Origin of the sequence: Streptomyces sp. NPDC090088 (genome assembly GCF_044747345.1) — a bacterium.
Lineage (GTDB): Bacteria > Actinomycetota > Actinomycetes > Streptomycetales > Streptomycetaceae > Streptomyces.
This window is the reverse complement of record NZ_JBIVDZ010000010.1, coordinates 511,256-526,124: the sequence shown is the minus strand read 5'-3', so window position 1 is coordinate 526,124 and position 14,869 is coordinate 511,256. Positions and strand designations below refer to the sequence as shown.

Below are 14,869 nucleotides of genomic sequence, written 5' to 3'. Positions count from 1 at the left end.
GACCGATATTCACTGCTCAGCCTAGCGTGTCGAAGCGCCGCCAGACGACTCTTCCTCACTGCTCAAAGCGTGAGGGCCCCAAGGAGCAGCAACGTGTCCAGCACCACCATGCCCGTGGCCGGTGTCCGCCCGTACGAAGGCGTCCGGCACCCGGCCGATCTCGTCGTGCGCAACGGCCGTATCCACACCGGCGATCCCGCCCGCCCCGCCGCCTCCGCCGTGGCGATCACCGACGGGGTGTTCACCGCCGTCGGTGACGACGCCACCGTCGCCCCGTACATCGGCCCGGCCACCCGCGTCGTCGACGCGCTCGGCCGACGGGTGATCCCCGGCCTGAACGACTCCCACCTGCATGTCATCCGCGGTGGCCTCAACTACCTGCTGGAACTGCGCTGGGACGGTGTCCGTTCGCTGCGCACCGCCCTGCGCATGCTGCGCGAGCAGGCCGAGCGCACGCCGAAGGGCCAGTGGGTCCGGGTGGTCGGCGGCTGGACCGGCGAGCAGTTCGCCGAGAAGCGGCTGCCGACCGTCGCCGAGCTGAACGCCGCGGCCCCCGACACCCCCGTCTTCGTCCTGCACCTCTACCAGTCGGCGATCCTCAACCGCGCCGCGCTGGAGGCGGTCGGCTTCACCCGCGACACCCCCAATCCGCCCGGCGGCGAGATAGTCCGGGACTTCGCCGGGAACCCCACCGGCGTCCTGCTCGCCGCGCCCGCCGCCGGGCTCCTCTACTCCACCCTCGCCAAGGGCCCGGTGCTCGCCCCCGAGGACCAGCTCGGCTCCACCCGCCACTACCTGCGCGAGCTGAACCGGTTCGGCATCACCAGCGCCGTCGACGCGGCCGGCGGCTTCCAGAACTTCCCCGACAACTACGCCGCCGTCACCGAACTCGCCCAGCGCGGCGAACTGACCGTGCGCATCGGCTACCACCTCTTCCCGCAGACCGCCGGGCAGGAACTGGACGACCTGCGCCGCTGGATCGGCATGGTCTCCCCCGGCGACGGCGACGCGTGGCTGCGCTGCAACGGCGCCGGCGAGAACCTCGCCTGGTCCCCCGCCGACTTCGAGAACTTCGCCGAGCCGCGCCCCCAGCTGTCGCCTCGCGCCAAGGAGGAGCTGGAGGCGGCCGCCCGGCTGCTCCTGGAGAACGGCTGGGGCTTCCGGCTGCACGCCACCTACGACGAGACGATCCGTCAGGACCTGGACGTCTTCGAGAAGATCGCCGCGGACGGCGGCTTCCCGCCCGGCACCCGCTGGCTGTTCGACCACGCCGAGACCGTGAGCCGGAGCAGCCTGGAGCGCATCAAGGCGCTCGGCGGGGCCGTCTCCGTGCAGAACCGCATGATGTTCCAGGGCAGGGCCTTCGTCGACCGCTACGGCCCCGAGCGCGCCGAGACCGCTCCCCCGATCCGCGCGATGCTCGACACCGGCCTGCACGTCGCCGCCGGCACCGACGCCACCCGCGTCTCCAGCCACAACCCGTGGCTCTCCCTGTCCTGGCTGGTCACCGGCCGCACCATCGGCGGCACCCGCCTCTACCCGGCCGAGAACCGTCTCGACCGCGCCAAGGCCCTGGAGCTGTACACCAGCGCGGGCGCCCACCTCACCGGCGAGCAGGACGTCAAGGGCACCATCAGCGAGGGCAGGTACGGCGACCTGGCCGTCCTGTCCGCCGACTACTTCTCGGTGGCCGCCGAGGACATCGACCGCATCGAGTCGGTGCTGACCGTGGCCGGCGGCAAGGTGGTGTACTCCGCGCTGGACTACGGGAACATCGCGGCCCCGCTGCCGGAGATCAGCCCGGCCTGGAGCCCGGTCACCCGCTTCGGCGGCTTCCAGGCCGCCGAGCCGGGTGGCGTCCGGCAGGCCCGCGCCCTCACCGAGACCGCGGCCGACTCCGAGGAGCAGCGTGCCTGGCGCGAGCGCCGCGGTGACTTCGACAACGTCCCGCGGCTGGGTCCGGTCGACGTCCTGGACGGCTGCTTTTAGTACAACTTTTATCCAACGGCCGTAGCACGCACCGCCGTTGATCTTGTAGGCCGTAGTGGTCCCGGTGATCTGCCGGGACCCGTCCATCCCTTGTGGAGCAGACCATGACAGTGTCGACGACGCGTGACAGCACCGCTTCCCGGGCCGAATCGGCCTGGGCGCCGCTGGCCGCGCCGGTGTTCCGGGCCCTGTGGATCGCGCAGTTCGTGTCGAACGTCGGCACCTGGATGCAGACGGTCGGCGCCCAGTGGCTGCTCCTCGGGCACGGGGCCACCCTCGTGACCCTCGTCCAGACGGCCTCCAGCCTGCCGGTCGTGCTGCTCGCGCTGCCCTCCGGAGTGCTCGCCGACCGCTTCGACCGGCGCCGGCTGCTGGTGGCCGCACAGTTCGCCATGTGCGCGGTCGCCGCGGTCCTCACCGTGCTGGCGTTCGCCGGCGGGCTCACGCCGGGCCCGCTGCTCGCCCTGACCTTCCTGCTCGGCTGCGGCACCGCCCTGATGGGCCCGGCCTGGCAGGCGATCCAGCCGGAGCTGGTCGACCGGAGCCAGCTGGGGCAGGCGTCGGCGCTGGGCGCGGTCAACATGAACCTGGCCCGCGCCATCGGACCCGCCGTCGGCGGTGTGCTGGTGGCCGCGGCGGGCGCGGGCTGGACCTTCGCCTTCAACGCGGTGTCCTACCTGGGCATCGTGATCGTGCTGCTGCTGTGGAAGCGCCCGCCGGCCCCACCGGTCCCGGCCGCCCAGCGCGAACGGTTCCTCACCGCCCTGTACGCGGCCCGCCGCTACGTCCGCAACGCCCCCGGCATCCGCCGCATCCTGCTGCGCGCCGCCCTGTTCATCCCCGGCGCCGCCGCCGTGTGGTCCCTGCTGCCGCTGGTCGCCGGCGAGTCGCTCGGCCTCGGCTCCGGCGGCTACGGCCTGCTGCTGGGCGCCGTCGGCATCGGCGCGGTCAGCGGCGCGTTCCTGCTGCCCCGCATCCGCGGGACGCTGGGCGCCAACGGCACGCTCGCGGTGGGGGCCGTGGTCTTCGCGGCCGTCCTGGCCGTCCTGGCCACCGTCCACCTCACCTGGGTCGTCGCGCTCGCGCTGCTCCCCGCCGGGCTGGCCTGGATCGGCGTCCTGTCCACCCTCAGCGCCGCGACCCAGACCCGGCTGCCCGGCTGGGTACGCGCCCGGGGGCTGGCCGTCTACCTCCTGGTCTTCCAGGGCAGCCAGGCCCTGACGGCACCCCTGTGGGGCGCCCTGGCCCAGTGGCTGGGCCTGACCGGCGCGCTGCTGGTCGCGGGTGGCCTGCTCCTGCTGACCGCCACGAGCGTGCGCCGGTGGCCGCTGTACGACGCCGCCCACATCGATCCCACGCCGTCCGACCACTGGCCCACCCCGCCGCTGGTCTTCGAACCCGGCCCGGCCGACGGCCCGGTGCTCGTCTCCGTCGTCTACCGCGTCGCGCCCGACGACCGCGCCGCCTTCACCGACGCCATGCGGAACGTGGCCCGCTCCCGGCGCCGTACCGGAGCGCTCACCTGGGGCCTGTACGAGGACGGCAACGAACCGGGCCGCTTCATCGAGAACTACCTCACCGGCTCCTGGGCGGAACACCTCGCCCAGCACCACGCCCGCCTCACCACCACCGACCGTCGCTTCGAGGAACGGGCCCGCGGGCTCCTGCTGCCCGGCACCGAGCCGGAGGTCACCCATGCCTTCGACGCCGTCACCGGGCCGAGCGCGCACACCGGCTGAACCAGCACACCGGAAAGAGAGAACCCATGACCGCCATACGTGGCACGGACGTGTCCATCCGCACCCAGGACGGCACCGCCGACGCCTACTTCGCCCACCCCGCCGACGGAACCGCCCACCCCGCGGTGGTGCTGTACATGGACGCCTTCGGCCTGCGCCCGCGGCTGAAGTCCATGGCCGACCGGCTCGCCGGGGCCGGATACACGGTGCTCGTCCCGAACGTGTTCTACCGGCACGGGAGCGCCCCGGTGGTGCCCCTGCCCGAGTTCATCGCGGACGCCGACCGCCCGGCCCTCTTCGAGCGGATCGTCCCGCTGATGGGAGACCTGACCGGGGACGTGGTGGACCGCGACTCCGCCGCCTACCTGGACTGGCTGGCCACCCGCCCCGAGGCCGCCCCCGGAGCGATCGGCACCACCGGCTACTGCATGGGCGCCCGCCTGGCCCTGCTCACCGCCGGCCACCACCCCGGCAAGGTCGCCGCCGCGGCCGGCTTCCACGGCGCGGGCCTGGCCACCGATGCCCCCGACAGTCCCCACCTGCTTGCCGACCGGATCACCGCCGAGCTGTACTTCGGCCACGCCGACAACGACCCCTCCATGCCGCCCGAGCAGATCGAGCGCCTCGACAAGGTCCTCACCGAAGCGGGCGTCACGCAGCACGCCGACGTCTACGCCGAGGCCGCCCACGGCTACACGATGGCCGACACCGACCGCTTCGACGCCGGATCCGCCGAACGGCACTGGGCGGCGCTGCTCGACCTGTTCGGCCGCACCCTCTGAGCATCCCGCCCCGCGGGACCCCGCAGAAACCCGCGGGATACCTCCGGAACAAGCAACCAGGAACAAGGAGCAGCCTTCCGTGGCAAAGCTGGAGATCATCGTCGCGAGCACGCGACCGGGCCGGATCGGCCTGACCATCGGAGAGTGGTTCGAGGCCCGCGCCAAGGAGCACGGCGGCTTCGACGAGGTCGAACTCGTGGACCTCGCCGAGGTGAACCTGCCGTTCATGAACGAGCCGCACCACCCGCGGCTTGGCAAGTACACGCACCAGCACACCCGTGACTGGAGCGCCAAGGTCGCGGAGGCGGACGCCTTCGTGTTCGTGATGCCGGAGTACAACTACGGCTACAACGCCGAGCTGAAGAACGCCATCGACTACCTGCACCGCGAGTGGCACTACAAGCCGGTCGGCCTGGTCAGCTACGGCGGTGTCTCGGCCGGAACCCGGGCCGCGCAGATGATCAAGCAGGTGGTGACCACCCTGCGGATGACGCCGGTCTTCGAGTCGGTGTCGATCCCCTTCGTGCACCAGTTCCTCGACGAGGAGGAGGGCCTGGTCGCCAACGAGGTCATGAACGCCTCCGCCCCGGCGATGCTCGACGAACTCGTGCGCGTCGAGGAAGCCCTGCGCCCGCTGCGCGGGACGCCGCCGGCGTCCTAGCGGACCCGGGTTCACCGCTCGCGGGTACGCCGGACGTGTCCGGCGGGCAGTACGCCACCGGGGACCGGCCGGATGGGCCGGTCCCCGGTGGCGGCGTCAGTCCTCGGTGGTCGCGGAGATCAGCGGGAAGCCCTTCAGGATCTGCTGGAGGTGCATGACCTGCCGGGGGATGAACTCCGCGATGGTGAGGCCGACGACGTCTGCGGCCTCGTCGAGGTCGGCGACGACGCGCCGGACTTCGCCGCTCGTGAGGCCGTCCGGCTCGGGGCCGAGGCCGAGCACGATCTCGTTGCTGTCGACCGTGTCGACGTCGAAGTGGACGGCGAGCCGCGAGCACCCGGTGGAGGCGAGCCAGTCGAGCAGCGGCTGCGAGGACTCCCGGAGCTCGTCCGGCGCGAAGGTCTTCAGACCCCACCCTGTGATGTTCGCGGTGACGTCGGGCTGCCACGAGTGCAGCCCGACCAGGGCGACGCGTTCCGGGGAGACGGTCGCGGGGAGCAGCTTGAGCACGTCCGGGTCGCCCTGGCCGACGAGCGCGGAGACCGCCATCGCGTGGTAGCCCTCGTACCCGGTCTCGGGCGTGTCGACATCGGGGTGCGAGTCGATCCAGACGACCGCCAGGTCGTCGCCGTAGCGACGGGCGAGTTCCGCGAACGGCGCGACGCTCACCGCGCACTCACCGCCGAGCGTGGCGATCCGGGCCGGGTCGTGCGCGCGGATGATCTCCAGGGCGCGCGCCAGCTGCTCTACGACGACGTCCTTGGCCTCCACCCCGTCGCGCAGCTCGGTGCCCTCGTCGGTCATCGTCACCGGCACCGTCGCCGTGGGGCCGTCGTGTGGCGGCAGCATGGCTTCCAGCACCGCCGTGCCGACGGTGTAGCCCCGGCGGGCCACGTCGAACGGGAACTCGGGGGCGAGCTGCCTGACAGCGGAGGACCCGGCGCCCTGCCACTGGGGCCAGACCAGGCGCAGACTGACATCCTCGTGGTCCGTCACGGGATTTCCCTTCCTTGTTGCTCGTACTTCATTGCTGACGTGTCTTCCCCGTCCGCGCGGGCGGCCGTCAGACCGTCACCGTGAGCGGCAGCTCGCGCGACGACGGCCCGACTCGCACCAGGCGCGGTGCTCCGGGGAGTTCCCACCCGGCGTCGAGGTAGCGGGAGAGCGCCCGGCAGGAGATCCTTACCTCCACGTCGGCCTCGGTACCGGCGTCCAGTTCGACCGAGGCGAAGCCGACGAGCTGCCGGAGCGGCGCCGCCTCGTCGCCGTCCACCCGGTCGGCGTAGGCCTGCACGACCTGACGGCCGCGGCGGCCGCCGGTGTTGCGGATCCGCACGGTGACCACGGCGTCCTTCCCGGCGGCGAGGGACTCCCGCGCGTCCGGGGCGGTGGCGGCCGAGAGAAAGTCCCAGTCGGTGTAGCCGAGGCCGTGTCCGAAGGCGTACTGCGGTTCGGTGCCGGCGGCGTCGTAGCCGCGGTGGCCGACCAGGAGCCCCTCGGTGTAGTCCAGGCGGCAGCCCTCGGTCGGTACGGCATCGGGCACGGGCGCGTCCCCGGCGGCCCGGGGGAAGGTCATCGTGAGCCGACCGCCGGGCTCGGCGACGCCGTACAGGACGTCCGCGACCGCGTCGCCGTACTCCTGGCCGCCGAAGAACGTCCACAGCACGGCGCGCGCGTCCTCGGCCCACGGCATCAGCACCGGGGACGAGGCGTTGACGACGACGACCGTGTCGGGGTTGGCCGCGATCACGGCCGCGGCCAGCTCGTCCTGGCGGCCCGGCAGGGACAGGTCCGGCCGGTCGAAGGTCTCGCTCTCGACCTCGTCCGAGGTACCGAGCAGCAGGACGACCGTGTCGGCCTCGCGTGCGGCGGCGACGGCGGCGGCGAACTCCTCGTCCTCGGTCAGGGGGCTCGCGTCGTGGCCGAGGAGGAGTTCGACGAGGGACACGTCCGGGGCCTCGACGGTGGGCCGCAGGAGGACCTCGACCTCGACGTCACCGCCGTCGAGGTCGACGGTGACGCGGCTGTCGGCGCTGCGGCGCATCACGTCCTCCATGCCGTCGCGGGCCACGGAGTCGGAACGCAGGACGACGTCGCCGTCGAGCGACAGCTCCAGGGGGCCGGTGCCGCTCAGGGCGAAGGTGTGGCGGCCGGGGCGCGGTGCCTTCAGGAGCGTGCGCAGCCGCATCAGGGCGGTGCTCGGGGGCAGGGCGGGCGCTCCCGGGAAGCCTATCCAGCTGAGGCTGTAGCTGTGCCGGTGCTCGGCGAGCAGTACGTCGCCGTCGGCGTCCAGGAACTCCAGCAGGCCGCCGGGCCGGCCGGTGACGGTGTCGAGGGTGGCCTCGACGGCGAGGGGTTCGAGGTTCGTGCGGGAGGGGACCCCGCGGTGGACCGTGAGCCGGGTGCCGCTCGGCAGGGCCGAGCGCAGTCCCGCGACGGGGTCGGTGAGGGTCGCGGAGTTGAGGGCGGCGCTGCCGCCGCCCTGGTAGGCGGGGGCGACGGCAGCGGGACCGATCAGGGCTACCCGGCGCGGGCCGTCGTAGCGCAGTGGCAGGAATCCGTCGTTCTTCAGCAGGACGAAGGTCCTGGCGGTCAACTCGCGCAACTCCGGGCGGCGTTCGGCGGGCGGCGGGGTCGAGGCGAGGCCGCTCTCCGGGGCCGTGGCGTCCAGCGCCCCGACGCGCGCGGCGAGCCGGAGCAGCCGGAGCACCTTGTCGTCGATCGCCGTCTCCGGGACCCGGCCCTCCTTCACCGCCGCGACCAGGGCGGAGCCCCAGGGGCCCTCGGGTCCTGGCATGACCAGGTCGAGTCCGCCGAGCGCCGGGCCCTCGGTGAGCTGGGTGGCCCGCCAGTCCGAGAGCAGCACGCCGTCGAAGCCGAACTCGCCCTTGAGGACGTCGTTGTTGAGCGGGCCGTTGGCGGTCATCGTCGTGCCGCGCACGGAGTTGTACGCGGCCATGACCGTGGCGGCGCCGGCGGCGACGGCCGCCTCGAACGGGGCCAGGTACACCTCGCGCAGCGTGCGCTCGTCCACGTGGACGTCGTAGCGGGTGCGGTCGGTCTCCGACTCGTTGCCCACGTAGTGCTTGGGGCAGGCGCCGACACCGCGGGACTGGATGCCTTCGACGTAGGCGGCGCCGAGCCGGGCGGTGAGCAGCGGGTCCTCCGAGAAGTTCTCGAAGTTCCGGCCGCCGTTCAGGACCCGCTGGATGTTGATGGTGGGGCCGAGCACCACGTGGACGCCCTTGCGGCGGGCCTCGTCGCCGAGGATCTCGCCGGCCCTGTGCAGGGCGTCGGTGTCCCAGGTGGCGGCCAGCGCGGCGAGGTTGGGCAGCAGCAGGGCGGGGTCGCGCTCCTCGTTGAAGCGCTCGCCGCGCACCCCGTTGGGGCCGTCGGACAGCAGCACGGACGACAGGCCGATCTCCGGGCAGCCCGGGACGTGCCAGGCGTCGGCGCCGGTGAGCAGGGTGACCTTCTGCTCCAGCGTCAGCGCGGCCAGTCGGGTGCGCAGGGATGCCTCGTCCACGGGCAGCAGTCCGCTGCGGAGTTCGTGCGTCATGACGATGGGTTCCTCGTGGGTGTTGGGGGTTCAGTCCGCGCGGGCGAAGACTCGGACGGGGAAGGATCCGACGCCTCTGACGGCCGCCGGTACCGCCGTGACCCTGGTGCCCGTCCAGGGCAGGGTGGTCAGGCCGGTCATGTTCTCGACGATCGGGATGCCCGCGCCGAGCAGGCTGACGTGGGCTTCGCGCAGTGGCCGCGGATCGGGGTCGTCGACGTCGTCGACGAGCACGGCGTCGATGCCGACGAAGGCGGGCCGGGCCTCGACGAGCCGGTGGGCGGCGGCCGGGCCCAGGTAGGGGGAACCCGTTCCGTAGGCGGGGGTCGCCCAGTGCCGGTCCCAGCCGGTGGCCAGGAGCACCGCGCGGCCGGTGAGGTCGAGTCCGTCGAAGTCGGCCGGCAGGTACTCGCGTCGCCCGTCGGCCGGGGCCGGGACCACGACGGCGAAGACGTCCACCAGTCGGTCGAGCGGGAGCGCCGCGATGTCCGCGCCGTGCCGGTCCATGTGGCGGGGGGCGTCGATGTAGGTGGCCGAGCCGCCGATGAGGGTGATGAGGTCGATGCCGAACTCCCTCCCCTCGGCGATCATTCCGGCGGACTCGTCGTAGCCGATGTGCGCCCGCATCACCGGTGTCGGAAACCCGGGATAGGTCTCCACGCCGTGTTCCAGGGGGTGGCTGAGGTCGATCAGGGTCATGAGTCGTGCTCTCCGGTGACGGCGGCCAGGGCGTGCCGGGCCTCCCTGCGCTTGGCCTGTTCGGCCGGGTCCGCGACCGGCGCGGACAGCAGCAGCTTGCGGGTGTAGGGGTGCTGGGGCTTGTCGGTGACCTCGACGGCGGGTCCCGACTCGACGATCCGGCCGCGGTGGATGACGGCCACCCGGTGGCTGATCCTGCGGACCACGCCCAGCTGGTGCGAGATGAACAGGTAGGCGACGCCGGTGCGTTGCTGGATCTCGATGAGCAGGTCCAGGACCAGGGCCTGCGTGGTGAGGTCCAGGGCGCTGGTCGGCTCGTCGCAGATGACGAGCTTCGGGGAGCGGGTCAGCGCGCGGGCGATGGCGATGCGCTGGCGCTGGCCGCCGGAGAACTCGCGGGGCAGCCGCTGTCCGGAGTCGGCGGGCAGCCGTACCTGGTCGAGCAGTTCGGCGACCCGGGCACGTGCCGTACGGCGGTCCGTACCGGCCGCCTCGAGCGGTTCGCTGAGGATGTCCTCGATGGTGAGGGCGGGGTTGAGGGAGGAGTAGGGGTCCTGGAAGACGACCTGGAGGTCGGCGGCCAGGGCCCGGCGCTCGCGCGCGCCCGCGCCGGCGATGTCCTTGCCGTCGAACACGATCGAGCCGGAGGTCACCGGGTTCAGGCCGAGGACGGCCCGGCCGATGGTGGTCTTGCCGGAACCGGACTCCCCCACCACACCGAGGGTCTCCCCGGGCCTGACGTCGAGGCTCACGCCGTCGAGCGCGCGGAACGGTGTGCGGCCCCGGCCTTTCGCCGCGAACTCGACTACCAGGTCGCTGACTTGGAGGACGGGAGCGGTCTGCGGGCTCATCGGGCACCTGCCGGGGGTACGGCGTCGGCGGCGGCGCCGAGCGGCGGGCGGGGGTCGGCGTGCTCCAGGCCGGAGGCCAGGAGGGTGCGCGTGTACTCGTGCCGCGGCGCGGCGAAGATCTGCCGGGCGGGCGCGGTCTCCACCAGGTGGCCGTCGCGCATGACGGCGACCCTGTCGCACAGGTCGGCGACCACGCCGAGGTCGTGGGTGACCAGCAACATGCTCATGCCGTACTCCTTCTGCAGGCCGCGCAGCAGGTCGAGGACCTCGGCCTGGACGGTGACGTCCAGGGCGGTCGTCGGCTCGTCCGCGACCAGGAACTCCGGGTCGCAGGAGACCGCTCCGGCGATCAGGACGCGCTGGGCGAGGCCGCCGGAGAGCTGGTGCGGGTAGTCCTCGAAGGTCTTGCGGGGGTCCGCCACGCCCACCCGGTCGAGCAGGTCGAGGGCCCGGGTGGCCGCCTCCTGCCGGGACAGGCCCAGATGCCGCCGCAGGGGTACGACGAGTTGCTGACCCACGGTGAAGGACGGGTCGAGGTTGGACATGGGGTCCTGCGGGATGTAGGCCATGCGACGGCCGCGCAGGTCCTGCCACTGCCGGGAGGTCAGCCGGGTCAGGTCGTGGTCGGCCATGCGCAGGGTGGCCGCCTCGACCCGGGCCTCGCGCGGGAGCAGGCCGAGCAGGGCGAAGGCGGTCTGGGTCTTTCCGGATCCCGACTCGCCGACCAGGCCGAGCACTTCGCCGGGGCGGACGGCGAGGCTGATGCCGTGCACGACCTGCTTGTCCTCCCCGTCCGGCCGGGTGTAGGAGACCCGCAGGTCGCGCGCCTCGACCAGGGCGTCCGGCTGCGGCTCGGCGGCGTCCTGCGCGGCGGTCGGTACGGCGGTCCGTGTGGACGTCTGCTTCCCGCGTCCGCGCCGGGTGCGGCCGTCCCCGGTGAGCACGTCGCCGAGCGCGGCGCCGAGGATGCCGAAGCAGGCGGCGGTGATGCCGATCGCGAGGCCCGGCGGGTAGAGCAGCGAGGGGCGCGTGTAGATGTTGCGCTGGGCGTCGTTGACCATCGCGCCCCAGCTGGCGGAGGTGGTGTCGCCGACGCCGAGGTACTGCAGGCCGGCCTGGGTGACGATGACGGCTCCGACCAGCAGCGTCGCCCAGATGACCAGGGGCGGGCGCACCACAGTGAGGATGTGCCGGCGCATGATGCGGGTCTCGCCGAGGCCGGAGACCCGGGCGGCGTCCACGTACAGCTCGCCGCGTACGCCGCGCACCGCGGAACGGGTGAGCTGGAAGGCGCCGGGGGCCAGCAGGACACCGAAGGCGATCATGGAGGGTGCGATCGAGGAGCCCAGGGCGGCGATGACCGCGAGCAGGGCGACGACGGCGGGGATGGACTGGAACAGGTTGCCGATCCAGGTGGCCACCGCGTCGAGGCGTCCCCCGCGGTAGCCCGCGAGCAGGCCCGCGGGGACGCCGAGCACCAGGGCGGTGCCCAGGGCGATGGCGGCGGACAGCAGGCTGGAGCGTCCGCCGTACAGCAGCCGGGCGAGGACGTCCCGTCCGCTGCCGTCCCCGCCCAGCAGGTGGTCGCCGCCGGGCGGGGCCAGCACCAGGTTGAGGTCCACCTTGGTCGGGGACTGGCTGGTCAGCAGTGGGGCGAACACGCTGGCCAGCACGATCAGGACCAGGATGGCGAGGGCAACGGCGGCCAGCGGGCGGCTGATCAGGGCGCGCAGCGCACCTCTGCGCCGTACCGCTTCGGCGGGCCGCGCCGTGACCGCGTCGAGCGCGCCGGCTGCCGGGAGTTGGGGATTGCTCATCAGATACGCACCTTCGGGTTGGCCCAGGCCTGGGCCAGGTCGAGCACGATGTTCACCGCGACCACCAGCAGCACCATGATCAGCATCACGCCCATCACCACCGGGATGTCCCGGGAGGTGGTCGCGGTGTTGGCGAGGGAGCCGAGGCCCGGCAGGGCGAAGACGTTCTCGACGACGATCGTTCCGCTGAGCAGGCCGATGAACGACAGCGACAGGGTGGTGAGCGAGGCGGGCGCCGCGTTGCGCAGCACGTTGACCAGCAGCAGCCGCCTGGTGGTCAGGCCCCGGCTGCGCAGCGTGCGGACGTAGTCGGTGCCCAGGACCTGCACGGTGGCGTTGCGGGTCTGCTGGGCGACGGTGGCCGTCACCCCGAGCACCAGCGCGGTGACGGGCAGGACGATGGAGGACAGCCAGTCGCCGGGTGACTGGGTGAAGGGCACGTATCCGGTCGCGGGGAACCAGCCGAGCTTCACGGCGAAGAACGACGACAGGACGAGGGCCAGCCAGAAGCCGGGGAAGGCGTAGCCCGCCACCACGAAGATCTGGAGGACCGGGTCGAGCGCGCCGCGGCGGACGGCCGCCCAGGTACCGGCGGCGATGCCCAGCACGGCGGAGACCAGGGTGGCTCCGACGGCCAGGACCAGGGTCACGGGCAGCCGCACGTCGATGGCGTCGGACACGGACTCGCTCGTGGTCCAGGAGGTGCCCAGGTCGCCGCGGACCGCGTGCGACAGCCACTCCCAGTACTGGCTGAACAGGGGCTGGTCGAGCCCCAGTTGCCGGCGGCGCACGTCGATCTGGGCGGCCGTCGCCGTCTTCCCGGACAGGCTCGCCGCGATGTCGCCGCTGAAGGCGTGCAGCACGAAGAACGTCAGGGTCACGACGATGAGGACGAGGAGCACGCCACCGGCCAGACGACGGCCGACGTAGGTCAACATCTCAGGCACCTCCCGGGCCTTGAGGGCGAGTTCGGTGGGTCAGGAGGCCGGGGTGAAGAACCGCAGCGACGGCACGACGTTGCCCGTCTGCAGGTCGAACTCGACCGACTTGTTCGCGATCACCACCGAGCTGTTCACGGTGGCCCACGGGTCGAACCAGGCCTGGTCGACGAGGTAGGCGCTGAGCTGCTTGCCCGCCGTGGCGCGCTCCTGCTCGCTGCCGGTCCGCATCTTCTCGATCAGTGCCTCGGACTTCGGGTCGCTGGTCTTCTGCGGGTTGATCAGGCTGGTCCTGCTGAGCATCTGAAGGACGTCGACGTAGGACTCCTTGGCGGTCTGCCAGGTGACCATGAAGACCGGGTAGTCGGAGAAGGCCTTGATGATGTCGGCGGCCTGGACGGTGGTGAACTTCACCTTGATGCCGACGGCGTCCAGCTGCTCCTTGAACACCGGCTCGAAGCTGCCCCAGGCCGCGGAGATCGACGCCATGGGCAGGGTGAACCCGTTCTTGTAGCCGGCCGCGGCGAGCAGTTGCTTTGCCTTCTGCGGGTTGTACGGGTAGCGGGAGTTCAGCGCCGGGTCGTACGCCTCGCCGTTCGGGTTGAAGATCTGGGAGGTGGCGGTGCCGTAGCCCTTGTCGATGGACTTCAGGATGCCCTTGCCGTCGATGGCGTAGTTGATCGCCTGGCGGACCCGCACGTCCTTGAGGGCCGGAACCAGCTTGCCCGCCCGGTCGCCGATCACCAGGCCCTGCATGTCCAGCGGGGCGCTCTTGGTGGTGAGGCCGGCGGACTTGGCGGCGTCGATCATCGTGATCTTGCCGTTGATCGCGTCGACCTGCTTCGACTGCACGGCGTTCAGCCGCGCCGTGTCGTCCGCCATCACGGTGAGGGTGAGCGTCTTGTACGGGTAGGAGGCCGCGTCCCAGTACTGGGCGTTCTTCGTGAACGTGTACTTGCTGCCGGCCACGGTCTGCGCGGTGTCCAGGCTGTACGGCCCGGTGGGCGCCGGCTTGGTGGTCAGGCCGCTCCCCTTGAGCGCGGCGGGCGGCAGTACGTAGCTCGCGCCGAGGCCGAGGTTGTAGAGCAGGGCGGGGTCGGGGGTGCTCAGGTGCAGTTCGACGGTCGACGCGTCCGGGGCCGTGACCGACTTCAGGGAGGCCAGCGAGGCCGCGAAGCCGCCGGAGCCGTTCTTGGTGGCCATCAGGCTCGGCGCGACCAGCGAGGAGTCGAACGCGGTGCCGTCGCCCAGCTTGGCGCCCTGCCGGAGCTTGAGGGTCAGCACGGTCTGGTTCGCGTCGTAGGACCAGGACTTGGCCAGGCCCGGCGCGACCTCGCCGGCCGGGGTCAGTCGCAGCAGTGAGTCGTAGAGAGCCTGGAAGAACAGGGTGTTGACGCCGCCGTCGGAGTTGGCCGGGTTCCACGTGGTGGGGTTGGCGGCGACGCCGAGGCGGAGGCTGTCCGCCGTACCCGAACCGCCGGAGGCGGAGCCGCCGCACCCGGCCAGCACGAGTACGGACGCCGTCGCCAGCGCGGCGACCGGGAGGATTCTCTTCTTCATGGGCTCGTCTTTCTCAGGACCGGCCAGAAATGGGTCGAAGACGTGGGGGGAGACGGGGGCACGGATCGATGCCGACCCCGCGCGCCTACGGCGTCAGGACCGTGGACGCGCGGGGTTCGGGTCCGTCCACCGTCATGCTCTCCGGACCCGATGCGAAGACACTGAACTATCGTTCAGAGATTGACAAGACGAGTACGCAGTTCCGTTACAAACGGTTTACTTTCCTGAGCCGAACCGGGCATACCGCGCCCCGCCCGGCACGTAAAGCAGTACA

General features: G+C 72.1%; 11 protein-coding genes. 4 read left to right on the top strand and 7 right to left on the bottom strand.

Annotated features, from left to right (window positions below):
* Positions 1-108: 108 nt before the first annotated feature.
* From ACIPSJ_RS42000 to ACIPSJ_RS41985, 4 genes are all read left to right on the top strand, one after another.
* Positions 109-1,989 carry an amidohydrolase gene (locus ACIPSJ_RS42000; protein ID WP_401354062.1) on the top strand — a complete coding sequence of 627 codons (1,881 nt, stop codon included), beginning with the start codon at positions 109-111 and terminating at the stop codon, positions 1,987-1,989.
* A gap of 104 nt (positions 1,990-2,093) precedes the next feature.
* The gene (locus ACIPSJ_RS41995; protein ID WP_401353904.1) at positions 2,094-3,728 is read left to right on the top strand and encodes an MFS transporter; all 1,635 of its coding nucleotides are present in this window, start codon (positions 2,094-2,096) and stop codon (positions 3,726-3,728) included.
* Positions 3,729-3,754: 26 nt separating this feature from the next.
* Complete coding sequence (locus tag ACIPSJ_RS41990) at positions 3,755-4,510, top strand: dienelactone hydrolase family protein (RefSeq protein ID WP_401353902.1); 756 nt, start codon at positions 3,755-3,757, stop codon at positions 4,508-4,510.
* 79 nt (positions 4,511-4,589) lie between these two features.
* Entirely contained in the window at positions 4,590-5,171 is a 582-nt protein-coding gene (locus ACIPSJ_RS41985; RefSeq protein WP_401353900.1) for an NADPH-dependent FMN reductase, read from the top strand.
* A gap of 96 nt (positions 5,172-5,267) precedes the next feature.
* On the opposite strand, the gene ACIPSJ_RS41980 is transcribed toward ACIPSJ_RS41985, so the two are convergent.
* From ACIPSJ_RS41980 to ACIPSJ_RS41950, 7 genes are all read right to left on the bottom strand, one after another.
* Entirely contained in the window at positions 5,268-6,167 is a 900-nt protein-coding gene (locus tag ACIPSJ_RS41980) for an arginase family protein (protein WP_401353898.1), read from the bottom strand.
* A 67-nt stretch (positions 6,168-6,234) separates the two neighbouring features.
* Positions 6,235-8,730 carry a beta-glucosidase gene (locus ACIPSJ_RS41975; RefSeq protein WP_401353896.1) on the bottom strand — a complete coding sequence of 832 codons (2,496 nt, stop codon included), beginning with the start codon at positions 8,728-8,730 and terminating at the stop codon, positions 6,235-6,237.
* 30 nt (positions 8,731-8,760) lie between these two features.
* The gene (locus ACIPSJ_RS41970) at positions 8,761-9,429 is read right to left on the bottom strand and encodes a cyclase family protein (RefSeq protein WP_401353894.1); all 669 of its coding nucleotides are present in this window, start codon (positions 9,427-9,429) and stop codon (positions 8,761-8,763) included.
* On the bottom strand, positions 9,426-10,280 hold the full coding sequence (locus tag ACIPSJ_RS41965; RefSeq protein ID WP_401353892.1) for an ATP-binding cassette domain-containing protein: 855 nt from the start codon (positions 10,278-10,280) through the stop codon (positions 9,426-9,428). Before ACIPSJ_RS41965 ends, ACIPSJ_RS41970 begins: the two co-directional genes overlap by 4 nt.
* The gene (locus ACIPSJ_RS41960) at positions 10,277-12,097 is read right to left on the bottom strand and encodes a dipeptide/oligopeptide/nickel ABC transporter permease/ATP-binding protein (RefSeq protein ID WP_401353890.1); all 1,821 of its coding nucleotides are present in this window, start codon (positions 12,095-12,097) and stop codon (positions 10,277-10,279) included. The genes ACIPSJ_RS41965 and ACIPSJ_RS41960 overlap by 4 nt, the downstream gene beginning before the upstream one ends.
* Positions 12,097-13,035: an ABC transporter permease gene (locus ACIPSJ_RS41955; RefSeq protein WP_362589400.1), complete on the bottom strand. Its 939-nt coding sequence runs from the start codon at positions 13,033-13,035 to the stop codon at positions 12,097-12,099. The genes ACIPSJ_RS41960 and ACIPSJ_RS41955 overlap by 1 nt, the downstream gene beginning before the upstream one ends.
* Positions 13,036-13,074: 39 nt before the next feature.
* Complete coding sequence (locus ACIPSJ_RS41950) at positions 13,075-14,595, bottom strand: ABC transporter substrate-binding protein (RefSeq protein ID WP_401353888.1); 1,521 nt, start codon at positions 14,593-14,595, stop codon at positions 13,075-13,077.
* Positions 14,596-14,869: the final 274 nt, after the last annotated feature.

Excerpts from the sequence above, each read along its gene's own strand:
- ACIPSJ_RS42000 (WP_401354062.1), top strand. The coding sequence starts at position 109 with ATGCCCGTGGCCGGTGTCCGCCCGTACGAAGGCGTCCGGCACCCGGCC.
- ACIPSJ_RS41995 (WP_401353904.1), top strand. The coding sequence starts at position 2,094 with ATGACAGTGTCGACGACGCGTGACAGCACCGCTTCCCGGGCCGAATCG.
- ACIPSJ_RS41990 (WP_401353902.1), top strand. The coding sequence starts at position 3,755 with ATGACCGCCATACGTGGCACGGACGTGTCCATCCGCACCCAGGACGGC.
- ACIPSJ_RS41975 (WP_401353896.1), bottom strand. The coding sequence starts at position 8,730 with ATGACGCACGAACTCCGCAGCGGACTGCTGCCCGTGGACGAGGCATCC.
- ACIPSJ_RS41970 (WP_401353894.1), bottom strand. The coding sequence starts at position 9,429 with ATGACCCTGATCGACCTCAGCCACCCCCTGGAACACGGCGTGGAGACC.
- ACIPSJ_RS41965 (WP_401353892.1), bottom strand. The coding sequence starts at position 10,280 with ATGAGCCCGCAGACCGCTCCCGTCCTCCAAGTCAGCGACCTGGTAGTC.
- ACIPSJ_RS41960 (WP_401353890.1), bottom strand. The coding sequence starts at position 12,097 with ATGAGCAATCCCCAACTCCCGGCAGCCGGCGCGCTCGACGCGGTCACG.
- ACIPSJ_RS41955 (WP_362589400.1), bottom strand. The coding sequence starts at position 13,035 with ATGTTGACCTACGTCGGCCGTCGTCTGGCCGGTGGCGTGCTCCTCGTC.
- ACIPSJ_RS41950 (WP_401353888.1), bottom strand. The coding sequence starts at position 14,595 with ATGAAGAAGAGAATCCTCCCGGTCGCCGCGCTGGCGACGGCGTCCGTA.